General features: G+C 61.5%; 18 protein-coding genes. 5 read left to right on the top strand and 13 right to left on the bottom strand.

The genetic code is table 11. From position 1 onward, the window contains the following. The first annotated feature begins 116 nt into the window (after positions 1-116). Together WCA85_RS27060 and WCA85_RS27055 are read left to right on the top strand one after the other, a co-directional pair. Positions 117-623, top strand: a complete 507-nt coding sequence (locus WCA85_RS27060; RefSeq protein WP_424067939.1) for a hypothetical protein — start codon at positions 117-119, stop codon at positions 621-623. A 140-nt stretch (positions 624-763) separates the two neighbouring features. Continuing rightward, complete coding sequence (locus WCA85_RS27055; RefSeq protein ID WP_424067938.1) at positions 764-2,101, top strand: DUF2325 domain-containing protein; 1,338 nt, start codon at positions 764-766, stop codon at positions 2,099-2,101. A gap of 68 nt (positions 2,102-2,169) precedes the next feature. Here the strand turns inward: WCA85_RS27055 and WCA85_RS27050 are convergent, their stop codons facing one another. After that, positions 2,170-2,595 (bottom strand): winged helix-turn-helix domain-containing protein, encoded by a 426-nt coding sequence (locus WCA85_RS27050; RefSeq protein ID WP_424067937.1) that lies wholly within the window; start codon positions 2,593-2,595, stop codon positions 2,170-2,172. A gap of 60 nt (positions 2,596-2,655) precedes the next feature. Beyond that, on the bottom strand, positions 2,656-3,171 hold the full coding sequence (locus WCA85_RS27045; RefSeq protein WP_424067936.1) for a molybdopterin-dependent oxidoreductase: 516 nt from the start codon (positions 3,169-3,171) through the stop codon (positions 2,656-2,658). A gap of 335 nt (positions 3,172-3,506) precedes the next feature. On the opposite strand from WCA85_RS27045, the gene WCA85_RS27040 reads away from it, so the two are divergent. Further along, the gene (locus tag WCA85_RS27040) at positions 3,507-4,382 is read left to right on the top strand and encodes an extracellular solute-binding protein (protein ID WP_424067935.1); all 876 of its coding nucleotides are present in this window, start codon (positions 3,507-3,509) and stop codon (positions 4,380-4,382) included. Positions 4,383-4,405: 23 nt separating this feature from the next. Next, a complete protein-coding gene (locus WCA85_RS27035; protein WP_424067934.1) occupies positions 4,406-6,286 on the top strand; it encodes an ATP-binding cassette domain-containing protein in 1,881 nt (626 codons plus the stop codon). 56 nt (positions 6,287-6,342) lie between these two features. Here the strand turns inward: WCA85_RS27035 and WCA85_RS27030 are convergent, their stop codons facing one another. Beyond that, the gene (locus WCA85_RS27030) at positions 6,343-7,071 is read right to left on the bottom strand and encodes an NAD-dependent epimerase/dehydratase family protein (RefSeq protein ID WP_424067933.1); all 729 of its coding nucleotides are present in this window, start codon (positions 7,069-7,071) and stop codon (positions 6,343-6,345) included. Positions 7,072-8,970: 1,899 nt separating this feature from the next. On the opposite strand from WCA85_RS27030, the gene WCA85_RS27025 reads away from it, so the two are divergent. Then, positions 8,971-10,410: a sigma 54-interacting transcriptional regulator gene (locus tag WCA85_RS27025; RefSeq protein ID WP_424067932.1), complete on the top strand. Its 1,440-nt coding sequence runs from the start codon at positions 8,971-8,973 to the stop codon at positions 10,408-10,410. Positions 10,411-10,437: 27 nt separating this feature from the next. Here WCA85_RS27025 and WCA85_RS27020 read toward each other — a convergent pair whose 3' ends face one another. The 10 genes from WCA85_RS27020 to WCA85_RS26975 form a co-directional block, all read right to left on the bottom strand. Then, positions 10,438-11,124 carry a methyltransferase family protein gene (locus WCA85_RS27020; RefSeq protein WP_424067931.1) on the bottom strand — a complete coding sequence of 229 codons (687 nt, stop codon included), beginning with the start codon at positions 11,122-11,124 and terminating at the stop codon, positions 10,438-10,440. Between the two features lie 44 nt (positions 11,125-11,168). After that, entirely contained in the window at positions 11,169-12,515 is a 1,347-nt protein-coding gene (locus WCA85_RS27015) for a vWA domain-containing protein (RefSeq protein ID WP_424067930.1), read from the bottom strand. Between the two features lie 25 nt (positions 12,516-12,540). Next, positions 12,541-13,194, bottom strand: coding sequence for a TadE/TadG family type IV pilus assembly protein (locus WCA85_RS27010; protein ID WP_424067929.1), 654 nt, complete (start codon positions 13,192-13,194; stop codon positions 12,541-12,543). Then, positions 13,181-13,678, bottom strand: coding sequence for a TadE/TadG family type IV pilus assembly protein (locus WCA85_RS27005; RefSeq protein WP_424067928.1), 498 nt, complete (start codon positions 13,676-13,678; stop codon positions 13,181-13,183). The genes WCA85_RS27010 and WCA85_RS27005 overlap by 14 nt, the downstream gene beginning before the upstream one ends. A 69-nt stretch (positions 13,679-13,747) precedes the next feature. Further along, positions 13,748-14,704 carry a type II secretion system F family protein gene (locus tag WCA85_RS27000; protein ID WP_424067927.1) on the bottom strand — a complete coding sequence of 319 codons (957 nt, stop codon included), beginning with the start codon at positions 14,702-14,704 and terminating at the stop codon, positions 13,748-13,750. Positions 14,705-14,753: 49 nt separating this feature from the next. Continuing rightward, positions 14,754-15,731 (bottom strand): type II secretion system F family protein, encoded by a 978-nt coding sequence (locus WCA85_RS26995; RefSeq protein WP_424067926.1) that lies wholly within the window; start codon positions 15,729-15,731, stop codon positions 14,754-14,756. 30 nt (positions 15,732-15,761) lie between these two features. Then, positions 15,762-17,138, bottom strand: a complete 1,377-nt coding sequence (locus tag WCA85_RS26990) for a CpaF family protein (RefSeq protein WP_424067925.1) — start codon at positions 17,136-17,138, stop codon at positions 15,762-15,764. A 51-nt stretch (positions 17,139-17,189) separates the two neighbouring features. Then, positions 17,190-18,392: an AAA family ATPase gene (locus tag WCA85_RS26985; protein WP_424067924.1), complete on the bottom strand. Its 1,203-nt coding sequence runs from the start codon at positions 18,390-18,392 to the stop codon at positions 17,190-17,192. A gap of 34 nt (positions 18,393-18,426) precedes the next feature. After that, entirely contained in the window at positions 18,427-18,723 is a 297-nt protein-coding gene (locus WCA85_RS26980; protein ID WP_424067923.1) for a hypothetical protein, read from the bottom strand. Between the two features lie 30 nt (positions 18,724-18,753). Continuing rightward, a partial coding sequence (locus tag WCA85_RS26975) for a hypothetical protein (RefSeq protein ID WP_424067922.1) occupies positions 18,754-19,073 on the bottom strand: 320 nt, incomplete at its 5' end.

The following is a 19,073-nucleotide window of genomic DNA, read 5'->3' as shown; positions in this document are numbered from 1 at the left end:
CCTACGGAATATCGCGATATGGATCGAATGGCGCCCGGCCTGGCCTTCAGCAAAAGCCAGCACAGGTCGGACCATCTGCTATTTGATGCAACAGAACACGTTACCTGGAGTAAAGATTGGAGCGCAGCAGCCTTACTTCGAACAAGCCTTTGGGGCTCGTAAAGCCGACCGCCAAAGACCTTTCAAGCACGATCACGGCCTTGAAGTCGACGCCCGATCGCGCACGCGCCGAGTTGATCCGCGACGTCGTCGATGCCTTCAGGCGTCTCTATGGCAGTGTGCAGCGCTTCGTTCTGATGTTCGCCGATCTTCAGGGCGAGCCAGCGTTCACGAGCGCCTTACGTGACGCTTCGTTCAACCGGTTGCTCTCGGTGCTTGCCGAACAAGGCAAAACAGCTGCGTTTAGCCGCCTTTCCGAGTTGAAAGTGGCCATCAAGGAGGCGCGCTCCGCTGAGCGCCTGCGCGACGCCATCTTCTCCGACGCCTATAGCGACAATCCAGCGCCACTACGCGGGGTAGCCGCCGAACTGGAACGGCTCGACGCGACGTTTGTCGGCCTGTGTGTCGAACACGTGCTGGAGCAGCGCGCGCGTGCCGCGCTGGTCCTGCATACCGCAGACTGAACACCGACGCCATAGGCCGGCGAGGCCGCACCGCTATATTCAATGGTATATTGCGGTACTGAGATTGATGGTGATGGCCTCTACATCATCCGGTGCGCAATGCCGGCGGCCCTGTCACCAGAACCGGATTCGAGGTCGCCATGCACACTCCCCCGTTTCGCCTCGCTCAAACTACCGACGCAGCAGTGCGCACCGGCGACGACGCCAGGCTCCGCGCAGCCGACGCCTGTTGCGTGCCCTCATCCGTACAGCTCACGCGGGGGCGGCGCCGCGGCAAGCTTTCCGAACTGGATCCTCACCTGCACTGCTCGGTGATCGGCACATGCCTCACCACGCACGAACTTCGCAAGCTGGTGCCGAAGTTCACCGAACTCGACCGTCAGCAGGCGAGCGATCTGCAAATTCACCACGCGGCCGTCGAACTGGCCATTGCGGGCGGCACAGGCAGCAAAGCCCTAAACAAGGCGCTCGACGAGCGATATGCCGGTGCGATCCGCCGTTTCGATCAGGCAACGGACGAAGAAGCGGTGCTGGCGCTGTGGAATGAAGCCCTCAAGATCGGCGACATCCCACCAGCGTATTGGGCGCTAATGACTCACCCATACGCGACCATGCCGGTGCGCCAGTCGGCATTCGGCGAGTTGCATATGCTGTCGCATCTGGTGGGGGCGGCCAATCGTGCGGATATTCGTCGGCTGGTTGCGCTGGAGGAAGAAAACGCGGCGTTGAGAGACAAGGTCGAGCGGCAGCAAAGTCGTCTGCGGGAGGTCAGCGCGGAACGCGACACCATGGTTGAACAACTGACCGAGCGGATCGTCAAGCTCACCGCCCAGGCCACATTGCAGCCTTCAATAGATAGCGCCGAACTCGCCGCCGAAATGCAGACGCTCCAGCAAAAGCTCGCCGAAAGCGAACAGCGCTTGGCGCTGCACACGAACCGTCGTGAGGCGGCCGAGTTACGCGCCCAGGAGGAGCAAGGCATTGCCGAGGCGCTGCGCCAGAGCCGCGATCAGGCGCTGGCGTTGCTGAAGGTGGTTCAGGCGGAATGTCATGCGCTCGAAAGCGCCACGCTGAATGCGCTGGATCAGGGCGGCGCTCGCCGCGCCGGACTCGAAAACGTGCGTGGCATGCGCGTCGTCTATGTCGGTGGACGGCCGGGATCGAACACCGCACTCAAGGCGCTCGTCAGCTCCGCAGGCGGCGAATTCGTGGTGCACGACGGCGGTGTCGAAGATCGCAAGGGGCTCCTCGCGGCCGCATTGCCGGGCGCGGATATCGTCGTGTTCCCGGTGGACTGCATCGACCACGATTCAATGAACATGCTAAAGCGCGTCTGCGAACGGCATCAGGTGGACTATTACCCGCTGCGCACTGCGAGCGTAGCCAGTTTCATCGAGCTGATTGCACGCGTGCATGCGGACCGCACGCCCGTTGCCAACGCGCGGCCGCCGTCGGCGTTTTGCCTGCGGCATGGTTGAGACGGGTGACGTGCCTGATGGCCTGATCAACCTGTGACCAAAGCCTGACAAACACCAGCCAGGACTCGCTAGCTGCGGATCAGTCTGGTCAACTCGTCAATCTGCTTTGCGCAGGACTTTTGCGCTTGCGCTTCCACTTCGCGATACAGGCGCACGATGTTTTCGCCGACCGGCGTGAGCACGCAGCCGCCGCCGCTTTGGCCGCCCTGCTCGGAGACGGTCGCCGGTGACTTCAACGACTGGTTGAGTTCGTCGATCAGCAGCCACGCGCGACGGTAGGACATGTCGAGACTGCGCGCCGCAGCCGAGATCGAACCGTGCTCCCGCACCGCTTCAAGCAAGTCGACCTTGCCGGGTCCGAGCGCCACGGTTTCGCCCTTGCGGATACGCATTCTGAAACGCACCTCGGGGGAGGCCTTGGTGGGCGCCCTCGTACGCGCGGGTTTCGCCGGGAGAGATTGAGTTTTCGCGGATTCAGCCATGCGCGAAAGCATACACGAAGCACGTCGCGTCGCGACACGTGCGATTTGCGCGTCGCAACACGTCCCTTGAGGTCACATCGGGGGCTTCAGCACCTGCACGACGATACCCGCCAGCCGCTTGACATGTCGCGGAGCGGCCATGATGTCCGCGCCCGAGTGGAGAATCGGCACACCGTCTTCGAGCGTCAACGGCTGGTCGGCGCATTCATAGGCCACCAGAACGCTTTCGCCCACTCGCGTATTGAACAGCTCGTGCCATGAAAACGTCACCGCGTAGCCGTCGTGTGCCATGGCCATGAATACAGCCCGCTTGAAATCGCCAGGCGAATCGTTGTACAGTCCCGCCTCTTCGATCAGGTCGGTCAGACGCACGCCCCGATAACAGCCCACCTCCCGAATAAAACGGTTGGTGGTGAAACAGCGCAGATCGAATGGCGCAGAAAGCACGCTGTCATAGCCGTGCAATTGATCGACAGATAGCGATAGCGGGCGCAGCACCTGGCCGGTGAGAAAGAAGTTGCTGGCCGTGGCCGTGGCGGTGGCGGTGGCGGGGACCGCCGCTTCGGCAATCGGGTTCATCAGGTCCATGCGTGCAACTCCTCGGGCATCGGGGACGGCGCGGCGTTCACCGCGCTATATTCTCACCAATATTACGAGACATTCCGGCAAACCGCACGCCACAAGGGTAGGCATACCCGTTATATCAAACGGCCCATATCGTGCGAATCGAAGTCCTTACCCCAACGCCACCGCCGGAGTCCGCGCCGCAACACAAGGCTCGAGCGTCCGCCGCTCAAGACGAAAGCCGGCTGCACAATGCCCTTTTCGACGCCCCGCTTTACGCCCCTTATCCGCTCGGAATCGAGCCACAAACCGCAATGGCGACGTAATATAGCGTTCTTTATAACGCTACAGGAAACGGCATGATTCGCAAGCTGCTCGCCTCAGTCACCGTGATCGCCAGCATGGCGGCCGCCACCCCCAGCTTCGCGCAGGACAACACCGTGAACGTGCTGTACGCCGGCTCACTGGTGAATCTGATGGAGCGCAGCGTGGGCCCCGCGTTCGAAAAAGCTACCGGCCTGCAGTTTCGCGGCTACGCGGCGGGCTCGAACAAGATCGCTAACGAAATCAAAGGCAAACTGCGCCGCGGCGACGTGTTCATCAGCGCGAGTCCGAAGGTCAACAGTAGTCTGATGGGCGCCGATAATGGCGACCACGTCAGCTGGTTCGTCAATTTCGCCGAGTCGCCGTTGATGATCGGCTACAACCCGAAGAGCAAATTCGCGGCGGACTTCAAGCAAAAGCGTTGGGACCAGGTGTTGCAGGAACCAGGCATCCGCATTGGCCGTACCGATCCGAAGCTTGATCCGAAGGGCGCGTTCACCGTCGAAATGATGACGAAGGCGGCTGAGCTTTACCATCAACCTGACCTCGTGGAAAAGACACTCGGCGCACCGGACAATCCTGACCAGGTCTTGCCTGAGGAAACCCTGGTCGGCCGACTGCAGTCGGGTCAGCTCGACGCCGGTTTCTTCTATTCCACCGAGACCTCGGATCTGAAGATTCCCGCCTTCCAGCCCGCCCCCGAGTTGAAGGCCAAGGCTAGCTATACGCTGACGATCTTGAACGACGCGCAGAACAACGCAGGCGCGACCCGCTTTGTTGATTTCCTGCTGAGTGCCGAGGGGCGCGCGCTGCTGAAGCAGCACGGCGTGGATGTGATCAAGCCGACCGTCACCGGCAACGGCCAGGCCATTCCGCCTTCCGTGCAGGCCGTGCTGGACGCGGCTCAGTAAGCACCACTGTTTAGCGAGCAACAATGAAGCGTATGGCGGCCCGGCCGCTCCTCTGGTTGGCCACGCTGTTGGCCGTGTATCTGTGCGCGCCGTTTATCGCCAGCGTGCCGCAATTGGGTGCGGCGGATTGGGCGAGCGTCGACTGGCACGCCACGTGGTCAGCGGTCGGCGTCTCCACTGCGAGCGCCAGCGTCGCGGCGCTGGTGATTCTGCTGGGCGGCGTGCCGCTCGGTTATTTCCTTGCGCGCTCCGACTCGCGCAAGGTGGCCGTGCTCGGTTTTATCGTGCAGTTGCCGCTCGCGCTCCCGCCGCTCACGAGCGGCGTGCTGCTGCTGTTTTTGCTAGGGCCGTATAGCTGGGTCGGTCAATTGACCGGCGGTATGCTGACCGATTCGTTCGCCGGCATCGTGCTGGCCGAAACGTTTGTTGCCGCGCCGTTTTTGATCATCGCGGCGAAATCGGCATTTGCGGCCGTCGACCCGGTGTTCGACGACGTCGCTGCCACCCTCGGCCATCATGCCGGTAGCCGGTTCTTTCGCGTTGTCTTACCGGTCGCATGGCCGGCCATCCGTGCCGGGCTGGCGCTCGCCTGGTTACGCGCGTTCGGCGAGTTCGGCGCAACGGTGATGGTCGCTTATCACCCGTATTCGCTGCCGGTTTATACCTACGTCGTGTTCGGCGGCCAGGGCCTGCCCGCGATGATGCCGCTACTGCTCCCTACGCTCGCCATTGCCATCGTCTGCGCTGCGCTGTCGTTGTATAGCAGACGCCAGAGCGACACGGCCGCATTGCTCGATAGCGGCGAGGACGCGGCAACGTCGCTCGCCGGGCAACCTGCTGCCGAAAGCCCCGACCGGCGTCTCGCCTTTCATCTGGCCCGCCATCTCGGCGCCTTCGATCTCGACATTGCATGGGCGCCCGTCACGCGGCGGCTGGCGATCATCGGGCCGTCCGGCTCAGGCAAATCGCTGGTGTTGCGTCTGATCGCAGGACTGGAGCGCAACGAGCGCGGCATGGTGCGCCTCGGCGATACCGATCTCGACCCGCTGCCACCCGAGCGCCGCCAGATCGGCTATATGCCGCAGGACTATGGCCTCTTTCCGCATATGACGGTGGCCCAGCAACTCGCCTTCCCGGTGGACGCTGACGCCGCCAGCGCCCGTTATTGGCTCGAACATCTTGGCCTCGGCTCGCTGGTTGGGCGGCTGCCGCATCAACTGTCGTTCGGTCAGCGCCAGCGGGTCGCGCTGGCGCGCGCGCTGACCCGCCACAGCCAGCTACTGCTATTCGATGAGCCTTTCGCCGCGCTCGATACGCCGCGCCGGCGTCGCTTGCAACAATCGCTGCGGGCCTTGCAGCGGGAGATCTCGGCAGTGACGATCATCGTCACGCACGATCCCGACGAAGCCGCCCTGCTTGCCGATGAAGTGCTGGTGCTCGAGCAGGGACGCGTGCTGCAGGCCGGCGCGCTCGACACCGTGTACGAGCGGCCCGCGTCCCTGCGCGTGGCCGAATTGCTCGGCTTACACAATGTCGGTGAAGGAATCATGCGGGGCGACGGGCGCCTCGAGATCGGCGGCGGTCTGCTCGTCGAGACGCTGGATCGGAACATCGCGGCGGGTCAGCGCGTGATGTGGCGCATCTCGTCGCACGCGCTCGCAGCAACGCCCGACGGGCTCTACCCCGGCACCATCGACGCGATTGAATTACGCCGCGGCGAGCGCTATATCCAGGTGGAGATCGGTGGCGCGCGCTTCGACCTGGCAAGCGAGGACAGCCGTTTGCGGCCGGGCACGCAACACCGGTTTGCGATTGCGTCAGCTGGCGTGTCGGTGTGGACCGCCGAGCCAGCCACCGCTCAAGGCACTTCGTTAAAACGCAATGCCGTCGCCAGCAACCCTTGACGCCAGCAAAACCGGTGGCTCAATGGGTTCGTCAGCGGCGCAACCCGTTGCGGTACTCATTGACGCACTCGCCACGCTGCCTCCCAGCCCAATACGCGCTTAGCCTTCTCGCTGCTGAGCGTGCCGTCGTCTTCCGCGATGTTGTATATGCCAGGCGTGCCGTGTGCGATAGCCAACTCCGCAGCGCGCGCGGCGGCATCCACGTGCAGGGCCCCCGGCCCTGTGGGCGCGTCAGATCCAGTGCCGGGCCCATAGAGGCGCCCATAGCGCAGCACGACACCCTCCATGGGCGCCGCCATCACCTGACGCTCGAGGCTCACTACGCCGCCCACCGAGATCGCCCGTGCTCCCTGCGCGCCGAGATCAAGCGGATCGTCTTCGGTATGCGGCAGCGGGCCCTCCGCATAAGCAAACGCGATGCTTTGCGCGATCATGCGGCGCACTCCAGCGGCAAGCGCGGCCGCGACCAGATTGCGCGTGCCTTCGTCGCGAATGCGCGCATTGCGCCCGCTCGCTTCGGCCATGCGTGACGGGTCCAGTCCTGGCGGCAGGTCGGTCAACTGATGGACAACCACAGTGGGCCTTGCCGCCGCGAGCGCCGCATGCAATGCGGCGGCATCGAACACATCGAGCACCACCGGCTCCACGCCCCACTTGTGCAGCGCCGACGCCTTGTCTGGCGAGCGGGTCGTACCCACCACGCGCCAGCCGGCCGCAATCAGTAACGGTGCAAGGCGACGCCCGATCGCACCAGTCGCACCCGCAAGAAACAGACACTCGGACATCGCTGGAATCTCCATGAATTGATGATGGAGCGGCACAACGGGCCACGCCGGTCATGTATGAACTCGAACATGATATAAGAGTTCTGACATTATCGACAAATGGCTGCGAAGTGAAAAAGATACTGCGTATGAAAACTTTGGGGCGTGAGATCTGCTGCGAGGACCGGCACATGGCATCATGCGGCTCCGCGCAAACGGCACCGTTCGGACTTGGCCGCGCCTGTTTCGCGTGGCAACGTCGACGTACTGAGGATTTATAACGGGGCACTGCTCGCCAATCGCAGTGGCGTGACTTGAAGCACGCGGGAATAAGGAAAAGAGCGGGCATCAGCGATGGCGTCGAATTGCGCCGCAATCAGCCGCTTCTCTCTATGGCGCGCAGGTCTCGACCCGACGTGCCATCCGGCCGAAGCCGTCCCCATGAAGCGCTGCTGCGACCGGTCCGCGCCAGCCGAGGAAACACCCGTCCTCGCCCAGTGGCTGCCGGTCAGCCTGATGACCCACTCGTTGTGAATCCCCGTCCAGCGGGTGCCTTTCAGTGAAGGCTTTTTCCACGCTTGGTTTGCGCTTTTTGTATGCGCTCTTATCTTCGTTGTTATCGGATAGTTGGCCCCATCGCGTCCCTGCTTCACTGCCCCGCTACACCCGTCTTTGCGGGCATGATCGGTTGCTTGCTCTTCATTGACATCCGAAGGTTGGCACCATCGTTTTGCTGCGTTACTTCCCCGCTGCACCCGTCGATGCGGGCTTGATTGGCTGTTTGCTTTTTCCTTCCCTGTGCGTCTGCGCGCCTGCCTGTTCCAACTGTATTTCCGCGACCCACCCGTGCGGCCCAATGTGGCCTGGGCTCGCCTGCGGACTCCCCTCGCACTTCCCTGCCAGCCACCGCTTGCATCCATGCGACTGGCCTTGGACGACATATAGCGACGACCGTGCCAGCTGCATCCAAAGCCTTGTCACTACGCGCTTGCCGGTTTGCTTACCGGCAAAGCGAGCTGAATTGCCCGGACCTCCCGTCGAAACTGTTGCAGCGTTGTAACCGGCGAATCCTCGAACCTGGCGTACGTGCGCAGTCCCAACCGGTCCCTCGCGCTGTTGGAAGCAATGAGCGCGAGGCGCCAACGCGCTATGCGAAGGCGACATCACGACCAGTTGCGCGCTTGAGAGGTGTAGGCGTCAGTACGCGCGCGCGACCTGGAGGGCGTCTCAAATGTGAGACGCCTGCTTTCCACAGGCGAACGCAGGCACGTCCCCGAATGACCGTAGACGGCCCGTATTGCCATGACCAGATCAAAAGCGCGCCCTATTCAAACTGAGTAATTGCTGAATGCGTCTCGCGCGCAAAGGTTTGCGCGATTGGCTGAAAAATACTAGCTCATCATTTCCCTGCTCTAAAAAGGCGTTATCGGTCAAATATTCCGGCCGATTATTTAACAATTACCGAAACTTAATACCGTTTGGGGTTTTCTCAACTTTGAGACAGTCCTGCTGCGGCAAGACCTTCAGCGGGGCGTCAGCGTCGGCTTTTAATCCACAGTCAAGCGATTGAAAAAGCGCCGAAGAACATTTCCCCATCCAGATTTGCTAGCATGGAAGCAAAGAATCTTTTGACAGTATTTGGTCGCCCGCCTCGCAGCGCGCAATATAGAGAAGCTGATGAAAAACCAGGCGTATTGCATCGCCGGCTGAAATGACCAATAAGAATCTTGACGAACATCGTATTTCGCGTAGCAGCCATTCCGGTGCGGACCGCCGTGACGGTGGACGCGTGAGTTCATTACGGCCAGTCCTGCGGGCCTGCGAGTGGATGACCGTACGACTGGCGGATGCCGGGTGGATCCCGGGTGGATGCCGGACGAGACACGAGCGCCATGAACTCAGCATCGAACGGGGGGGACCATGAGTACGACTGGCTCATCGCATGACACGGAACGCACGGTGCTGTGTGTTTCTGCCGCGCCTGACGAGATGCTCAACCAGTTCCTCGCCGCTTCCGGCTGGCACGTGGCGCACGCAAAAACCACGGCCATTGCGGAGCGGGTGATCGAGCGCGACAACATCAAGGTCGGCTTGATCGAACTGCCGGAGCCTTGCACGTCGCAACACCTGTCTGCGCTCGAAACCTGTATGCGCCGGATGGAAACCAACTGGGTCGCGCAGATCGCGCCCGGCCAGGCGGACGACGAACTCGTCAGCCGCTTTATCCTCGACTATTGCTTCGATTTCGTCACCCGGCCCTGCCTGAACGAGCGCCTCATTTTTGCGCTGGGGCACGCCCACGGCCTGTCGAATCTGCGCAAAGCGCCTGCCGTCCCGGAGCCGTCGATGGGCCGGCATGGGATGGTCGGCCAGTGTGACGCAATGCTGCAGTTGTACCGGTATATCGACAAATGCGCGGTCACGGATGCGCCCGTGTTCGTCGCCGGGGAATCGGGCACTGGCAAGGAGTTGACCGCGTGCGCCATCCACATGCGCTCACCCCGCGCCAAAAACACCTTCGTGGCGATCAACTGCGCGGCGATTCCGCCAAGCCTGCTGCAGGCAGAACTGTTTGGCCATGAGCGCGGCGCCTTCACCGGCGCGGTGCAACGCAAGATTGGCCGGATCGAGAGCGCGCACGAAGGCACCCTCTTCCTCGACGAAATCGGCGACATGCCCCATGAGTGCCAGGCAGTGTTGCTGCGCTTTCTGCAGGAAGGCACCATCGAGCGACTGGGCGGCACCACCCCGATCAACGTGGATGTGCGCGTGATCTCGGCGACTCACGTGGACCTGGAAAAGGCTGTCGATGACGGGCGCTTTCGCTCTGACCTGTATCACCGCTTGTGCGTGCTGCGGCTCGTCGAACCGCCGCTGCGTGAGCGTGGCAGCGATATCAGGCTGCTCGCCAACTATGCGCTCAGCATGTACAGGCAGGACGGCGCGCGCAAGATCCGCGGCTTTTCAAGCGATGCGATGCTCGCCATGTCCAGCTATGCGTGGCCCGGCAACGTTCGCGAGTTGATCAACTGCGTGCGGCGCGCGGTGGTGATGAGCGAGGGCCGCTTCATTACTGCGACCGATCTCGGCCTGCCGCACACCGTTCACACGCCCGCTGTGACGTTGGCGGAGATTCGCAGCAAAGCGGAGAAAGATGCCATCGAGCAGGCCTTGCAACGCCACGGCTACAAACTGTCCGAGGCGGCGGCGGATCTGGGTGTTTCGCGGGCAACGCTATACCGGCTGATGCATGCCAACCGGATCGGACATGGGCCCGCGCCTGCCTCGGATGCGCCTGGTTCACACGGGGGCGGCGATAGCGATGAGGGGGTGTCTTCGTTGAGCGTTTCGGGAGAATGAACTCAGCTCATCCGCCCGCCGCTCACGTTAGAACAAGCCCGGAATCACGCGATAGCGCACTTTGCCTTTATAGGTGCGATAGCGCTCGTCGGCTGACAACAGCCGTTCCTCGCGGCTGATGCGCACTGCCTGAAGCGCAAACTGCCCGCCGTACACCAGCACGTTCTGCAGACCGAAATTTGTCAACAGGAAACCCATGTCCATCACGAAGTAACCGAGATACATGGGATGGCGTACGAACCGGTAGGCGCCATGCGAAACAACGCCACGATTGGCCGGCAGTATGCCGAACGAGCGGCGCAGCGACACCTTGGCGAAGAGTTGCCAGCAAATCCCCGCGACCTGCAGCGCGGCGCCCACCGTTTCGGGCACGAGCCTCACACCAGGTCCGAGATGAACGGCCAGAAAGTAATACGACGCTCCCAATGCGCAAAGAAACGCCACCGGGTTCCAGTCACGCCGCATGGGCACCCGCACCACCAGCGACAAACCGAGCGTGAAGCACTCCGCCACCACCAGTAGCAAGAGCGTGATCCGCGTCGGGTCGGCGCGCCAGTGTTTGATAGCGAGGTAGGCGAACACGCCAAATAACGCGGCGATGCCGAGGCGGCCCAATATCTCCAGCGCAAGATCACCCACGCGTGGTGTGACAGCGGAGGGCGCCAGCGCCGTATCCATGTCAGCCGGCACTGTTTCGTTTATGAGTGTGCTCATGATTCCCCCGACGGCTTAGATTCGCTTTGTGGTTACAACGATCATTACTTCGATATCCGTAGTATTTCTGACGCCAGCTTCGAAAAGCACGGTGTCAAGTCTGCGGGCGTCAATGCCTGGCAATACACGCCCACCGGCTGAGCCGGGTTATAGCAGCGCGGCAAGGAATCCGGTGTGTTGGCCATGCACTTGAGCACATCCTGGCCGATCTCGCCGTTCGCGCCTTCGGGTTGCAGCAGTTCGGAGCCACGGCCAATCGCGAAGACGTAGATGCCCTGACTGCGGGCCTGGTTTGCCATGGCCTCCGCGATATTGCGTGCCGCGTTGTTGACGTTGGCGTAGTTGATCGCGCTCGTCACCACACGCGGCGTGTTGGTAATCACCGGGATGGTCTGATTGTCCAGCCAGGTCGTGTTGTGTGCGTTGTACCATTGTGGAAGTTGGGTGACCACGTTCGAGGCCGAGTTGCTGTAACAGGGCGAGGCGTACTTCTGGCTCTGCACATTGTCGTAGTACATGGCTGCGGGCGTGTTGGGCGTATCCCCGCTGATAATCGTGCCGGCAAAAGAGCTGCAGGCCGTATTCGTCGCATTCGCTCCGAAGATCGACGCAAAGCTGTTCGGTGCGCCGTCGGAGAAGAATACGATGACGCGCAGACTGGACGGTTGCGTAATCACGTCGTTCAGCTGATCGAGCGCATTCCAGTAGGCCTCGGCCGAGTTGGTGCTGCCGGAGAAATTGAAGGCGTTGATGCTGCTGGTCATGGCAGCCAGATCGAAGCCGCGACTGTTGCCGTTAAATGGCTGATCGACCACCGTCCCATACGCAAAGTGGAGCAGCGAGATACGGTCCGCCAGTTGGTCGAACTGCTGCAGGAAGGTAATGGCTGCCGAGCGCACTGCGGGTGGCACAGTGGGGTCCGTGGCCATGGAGCCCGTGGTGTCGATGATCAGCGACATGTCGAGGTCCTTGCGCACGGACTCGGATGAGGTGGTCACCTTGAGCAGCTTGAAGCCGAACAACTGCATGAACGAAACCGGCACCTGCGCCTGCGCCGCGATGTCGATCGTGACGGTGCCCTGATTGAACGTGATCGATGGAGACGCAAGCGTCGCCGTCGAACCGAGGAAACCGGCCGGATAGTTTGCGGCAAAGAAGGCGGTTGCCGCCTGTTGCGCATTGGCTGTCTGGGTCGCCTGATCGGCCCCACGCGTCACAGCCTGGCCTGCGGCAATCGCGGCGCCATCCGCGGCGGCATCGAGCTTGGCCCGGATCATATAGCCGAAGCCGGAATCGATTGCGAGCCCTAACACCCCGAGCAAGACCAGCAACGAGAGTGCTACCACGATGCTCACCGCGCCTTGCTGACGCTTTTTCGAAGGTTTTCTCATTGCATCACCTGATCGTGGAATCGATTCAAAAGACCGCCATGGCGTAAAGGTTGGGCGAAAGCCCCGGCGTCGTCACACCGAAGCCGAGATTGAGCGCACCAATCAGCGGTGTCAGGGTGTAAAACGACTCGACGGCATAAGCGGTCTGCCCGTTCGATAACTGTCCCTGCAGCAGAGCAACCGAAGGCGACGTGCTGCCGGCGCTGGGCAAGCCGCTGCAACTGCCCGAGCCGTCGGTGGCCCAGCTTGTGCCGGAGCCGGAACTGGCGCAACTCCATAGCTGGCTCGCTGGAAAATAGTTGCCCCCATTCCAGCGATATTGCGCGACCACGACGCCCGTGCAGTTGTTGCCGTTCGAATCACAGTTGTTCGTCCCGACGATCTCCGTGATATAGATCATGCCGTTCGCGGTCATGTTTAACGGCGGCGTCGTGGCGGTCAGCGACGACATGATGGTTTGCATCGGATAAGTCAGCGACGCGCGCGACGAAAGGTTGGCGCCCTCGCGGCTCACATTGATCAGGATCATCTGCGCCTGAATGTTGCGGGCGAAGTCAATGACCGGCAGCGCGATCGCAACCAGTAACGGCAAAAGCAAGGCCATTTCGATTGCGGCGACCCCTCGTTGCCTGCGACGTCCTCTTGTGGATGCGCTCTTGTTCACCTTAGTAGCCCTCATTGCGCATCGTTGCGGCGACGCTGAAGCTGTAGGTACCATTCGTAAAGAACGGCTGCAACAGCGGCGTCAGCAGCGGCCATGCGCAGTTCAGCTTTAGCACGATGATGTCCCCGGGATTGCCGAACATGCCGGTCGAGTAGCTGGTTTGCGTGCTGTAGCTTTGCGCCGTGCCATTGATGGTGATCGTGTAACTGGGGCTGACCATGTTGTACAGGCCCATCGAACTGTTCTTGATCTCCTGGATGACGGCCAGATAGCGTTGCTGGTCGCTCGAATCAGGGTCCAGGTTGTCCTGACCGGTGACCGCATAGCGCGCCCCTTCCCGCACCGCATACTGCATCGTCAGATTCACCCACAGTGCGATGCCCATGTCCAGGGCGACACACAACAGCAGGAAGAGGATCGGCGCAATCAGCGCAAACTCGACCGTGGTCGCACCGCGTTGCGGGTGTCGCGATGACCGCCTCATGAATCGCGATCTCATGTGCCCTCTCCTGATTTCATGTTTTAGCCACCCCTGACCTCGCGGGTCGAACAGGCGCAATTCCCAAGGCTAGCCTCCCGACCCATGCGTCATGGCCGGGAACAGCACTCTGACCGCCTGCAGCGCTGCGGGACCAATGAGCACGATGATCAACGATGGGAAGATGAAGAAGATCAACGGAAACAGCAGTTTCAACGAGATCTTCGCGGCCTTCTCTTCCGCACGCAGACGCCGTTTGGTGCGCAGGTTGTCCGTGTAGACGCGCAGCGAATCGCCAATGCTCGTGCCAAACCGGTCGGCCTGAATCAGCATGGTCGTCAGCGTGTCGATATCCTCGACGCCGGTTCTGAGCGCCAGATTGCGCAGTGCCTTGTCGCGTCCCGAACCCGCACGCAGCTCGAGCAGCACGAGTTCAAGCTCGTCGTGCATGGCCTGGCTTTTCATGCCGATTTCGTCGGTGACGCGCGACAGCGCGGCATCGAAGCCCAGGCCGGCTTCGACGCAAACTGTCATCAGATCGACGGCGTCGGGCAGGTCTTCGAACAACGAGCGCTTGCGGCGCTCGACCAGTTGTGACAGCACGCCATTCGGTAAATAGAAGCCGAATGCCGAGGCCATCAACACGGCACACAGCAGATAGAGACGCGGTGTGTCATTGAACTGGGCGCTCAAAAAGATCATGACGATGGCTGGTAGCCCGAGCGCAAGCAAGGTCTTCGAAGCAAAGTAAATGGCGGGTGCCGACTCGTTACGCAGCCCCGCATTGATGAACCGCACGCGCAGCAGTGACTGGTTCCAGTCCTCGGTGGGCGAGGAAAACTTCGCGACGCGGCTGGACACCTTGGCGATTTTCTCGACCCATTTTCCTTCTGCCGGCTCTTCGAGCCCGGCGCTTCCAGCGTCCGCGCCGATCTGCCCAATGCGCCTTTTTAGCGGATCGGGCCGCAACATGTTCATCCCCAACAGCGCGGCGCCGAATACGATCATGAACATCAACGCCAGTATGGCAATCTGCTCGACTCTCATGGTTGCCGGGTTGCCCCGCCCTCGTTGAACCGTTGATAGTTACGCGTTCTCATACGTGAATCCGTACAATCTTGCGCGACCAGAGGATGCCGAAAAACATGAAACCCAACGCAATGCCGGCGAGCTTCATGCCAGTGGGATCGGTCCAGAGAACACGCATCAGAGTCGGATTGATGAATGTAATGATGCCCGCCAGTACGAACGGCAACAGACACAGAATCCACGCGGACAGTCGCCCTTCCGCCGACAGCACCTGTACCTTGCCGAGCAGCTTGAGCCGTTCGCGGATGATCGCGCTGATGCTGCCGAGGATCTCCGCCAGGTTGCCGCCCGCTTCGCGCTGGATCAGCACCGCAATCACGAAGTAGCGCAGGTCGTCCAATGGCACGCGCTCCACCATGTTCTGCAGGGCGTCGTTCATCGACACGCCGAAGTTGATTTCATCGAAGGCGATCTTGAACTCGCCACCCAGTGGCTGGGGCATTTCCTCTCCCACCATGCCCAACGCGCTCGGGAACGAGTGGCCCGCGAGCATCGCCCGGGCGACCAGATCCGCAGCCTCGGGAAGCTGGTGTTCCATGCTTTTGATACGCTTGTTGCGCTTGCCGCGCACCCGAAGGATCGGCAAGGGCGCGCAGGCCGCAGCCAGCGCAATACCGATGACCATGCCGAGATGCAATACCAGCGCGACCATCAACCCGCAGAATCCACACAGCGCCATATAGACGAACAGACGCTTGATCGACCAGCTCACGCCGCCCTGAAGCAACAACTTGTTGAGCGCATCAACCCGCGGTACGCCCATTAAGCGACGCAACATCGTCGGCGAATCGCTTTGCAAGCCGCGCTTCAAGATGGACAGTGGTTCGCTCGTGTCGCTGCCGTTTCCCGACAGTGCGCGCATGCGGGCATTGACGCGCTTGACGGCAGCGCCGTGGCGTCCGTTCCAGTACAGGTAGACGCCCTCGATCAGCAATACCGTCGCGATGAACAGCAACACCGCAAAGCCGATAAATGATCTATCCATGTCCCACTCCTGAAAGCAATGCCGCCGCGGTCATACTTCGAAATGCCGTGCCGGGTCGAACAGATTGTCCGGTAACGCAAGACCGAACGCGGTCAGACGATCGCAGAACTTCGGGCGTACGCCGGTGGCGCAGAAATAGCCGCGCACGGTGCCGTCCTGATCGACGCCAGTCCGCTTGAACGTGAAAATTTCCTGCATGTTGATCACCTCGCCTTCCATCCCAGTGATTTCCTGAATGCTCATCAGCTTGCGGCGGCCATCGGTGAGGCGCGATGCCTGTACCACCACCGAGACCGCTGAGGCAATTTGCTGGCGCATGGCTTTCACCGGCATCGTCAGGCCTGCCATCGACACCATGTTTTCGAGGCGGGTCAACGCGTCTCGTGGGGTGTTGGCGTGCAGCGTTGCCATCGAGCCTTCGTGGCCGGTATTCATCGCATGCAACATGTCGAGCGCCTCACCGCCGCGCACTTCCCCGAGTACGACGCGGTCGGGGCGCATCCGCAGCGCGTTGCGCACCAGCGAACGCTGCGAGATTTCACCCTTGCCTTCGATATTCGGTGGCCGGGTTTCAAGCCGCAGTACGTGTTCCTGGCGCAGTTGCAGTTCGGCCGCATCTTCGATGGTGACGATGCGCTCGTCGTTGGGAATGAACCCCGACAGCAGGTTCAGCAGCGTAGTCTTGCCGCTGCCCGTGCCGCCTGAAATCAGCACGTTCAGCTTGCCCTTGATGATCGCCTCGAGAAGTTGCGCCATCGCCGGTGTGAAGCTCTTGTTGTTGAGCATGTCCTCCACCTTCAATGGATTGACCGCGAAGCGCCGGATCGACACCAACGGTCCGTCGATCGCTGAGGGCGGGATGATCGCGTTCACGCGTGATCCATCGGGCAAACGGGCATCGACCATTGGCGTCGATTCATCGATGCGCCGGCCAACCCGCGACACAATGCGCTCGATGACTTTCATCAGGTGCGCGTCGTCATAGAACGTCACATCGGTATGTTCAAGTTTGCCGCGTCGTTCCACATAAACGTGCTGGTACGTGTTGACGAGGATGTCCGAGATGGTCGGGTCCTTCAGTAACGGTTCGAGCGGGCCAAGACCGAGCATCTCGTCCTGCACGTCCTGCACGAGGCGCTTGCGCTCGAGTTCGTTCATCGGCAGCTTGTCTTCGTCAACGATACGTTCGACGAGTTGCGCCAGTTCGCGCTTCACCTGATCAGGCGTCAGACGTTGCAGCTTGTCCAGTTCGACACGCTCGATGATAGTCTGGTGAATCCTCATCTTTAACTGCTGGTATGCCTGTCGCGCTGACCTGGATTCATGCACCGACACTGTCGCACCGGCAGCCGGTGTTTCGGCAACTGCCAGGTCGCTTTGCAGCAGAAGTTGTTCGCGCAGTGACATGCTGCTCTCCGGTTATCGCTGGTTGGCGATCAGTTGGCTATCAGTTGACAATCAATGACTGGGTTTCAGTTGTTGCGTGGCGCCGGGCTTCGACGCAAACAGCCGCCCCAACCCGCGCCGCTTCGGAGCGTCCTGACGAGGCCACAGCAAGGTCGCGAGTGTTCCGAGACTTTTGGTGAGCGCGGCGTTCTTCGCTACTGCAAGAAGCGGCACACCCTGATTCACCGCTTGACGGGCGCTTTTCGCATCGTGCGGCAACAGATGGAACGGTTTCGCGCCCAACGCCTGCTCGACCGCGTCGAGACCGATCTGGCCGCGCTTGTCGTAGTGATTCACCAGTAAGCGCGTTTTGCCTGCCGGATAGCCGAGTTGGCCAAACAGATCGAGCATGCAGCGAGTCGCGTGCAGATGAGGGATCGTTTGCATCAACGCCACGCAGATCGCCTCGCTCTGATCGAGCGCCTGTATCGACACCGGGTTGATGCTCTGCCCGATATCGAAGATCACCGTGTCGTAATGGTCGCGCACGAGGGTCAGCACGCGTTGCAGGTGCGCCGGCCGGAGTTCACCTGCCTTCACCGGATCGCCAGCCCCTGCCAGCAGATCGAGATTCGGATGAACCCGGGCGACGCAGGCTTCGAACAGCGAAACGTCCAGCCGGTCAATCTGCGCGCAAAGGTCGTTGAGCGTGGCGGTGGGCCGCTTGTCGCTCAAGAGCAGGCTTGCGTCCGCGAATTGCTGGTGCAGGTCGATGAAGAGCACACGCTTGTCGTGCACCGTGGCCAATGTATGAGCCAGATTCGCCGCGATCAGCGTAGTGCCGCAACCGCCTCGCGCGGAAGCGAAAGACGTCACCCGGCCGGCGCGCCTCGCATTGGCGGTCTTCTTGCCGGCGACGTGCGACAGTTCGCGCGCAAACTCATGCGGATCGACCGGCCACGTCAACACATGCCGTACGCCTGCACGCATCGCTGCCATCAACATGTCGGTGGATAGCGCCGGCGCCACCAGCATGCAAGTCAGGTTCGGCGTGTGCGCGATGGCTTCCTCGATTGCGGCAAGATCCGCAAGCCCGAGCGTGGCATCTTCAACGATCAACAGATCGGCCTTCTTGATCAGCGCCGCGTGACGCACCAGTTGGCTGGCCGCGGCCGACTCCGTACGCAGGCTGTGGCCAATGCCGCTGTCGCCAAGCAACGCGCCAATCGCCCGCACGCGATCTTCGCTGGACGAGAGTAGAAGAATGTCGATCATGGTGTGTCTCCGTAGCCAGTCAATCTGGCAAAGGCTAGTTGCTGCTGTCGCCCGAACTGACGCCAATCGTGAACGAGTTGCTGGGGGGCGTCGGCTTGGTGAACGACTTCACGTAGTTCGACTGGGCGGCTTGGGCCGCCGGCCCGTCGATGCCCGCCACCGGATCGTCGTTATCTGAGGCGGCCGGGTTGAGCGTCTGCATCACCGTAATTTGTGTCACGGCGCTGCCAAAGGTCCTGTCCCAGGTCGGCGTCGAACTCAGGCATGCAGCCAAGGTCGTGCACGCCCCTGCGCAGATAGCAACCCGCACGGCACCAGTAAATTTTTTCATGTTCATCTCCTGTCAATCGGCGGACTTGAATCAATGCGTGTTAGGCGGCTGCGGTGCTGCGGACAAACGGGCCTTGACGGTACTGGAGTCCGGTGGATCGAGCGTGTTGGCGGCAAGCGTCGTGACCGGTTGCGCACTCGCCTGCACCGCTTGCTGATGATCGGGCGCGCGCCCGTTCAGCGGCGCCGCATCGGGCGGCCCGGCCTGCGGCGCTGGCTGTGTGGGTAAAGGCGTTACGCTGACCTGCGCAACCTGAACGGCATGGACATGCGGTTCATCAAGCGCTATCGGCTTCGCGCCGGCCGCCGCCGGGTTGACCGCGGGGTCGATGCCTGGCACCGGTATCTGGG

It is taken from the genome of Paraburkholderia sp., assembly GCF_049581445.1.
Taxonomy (GTDB): Bacteria; Pseudomonadota; Gammaproteobacteria; order Burkholderiales; family Burkholderiaceae; genus Paraburkholderia.
Note: the sequence above shows the minus strand (reverse complement) of the source record. Positions and strands in the feature narration are given on the sequence as shown.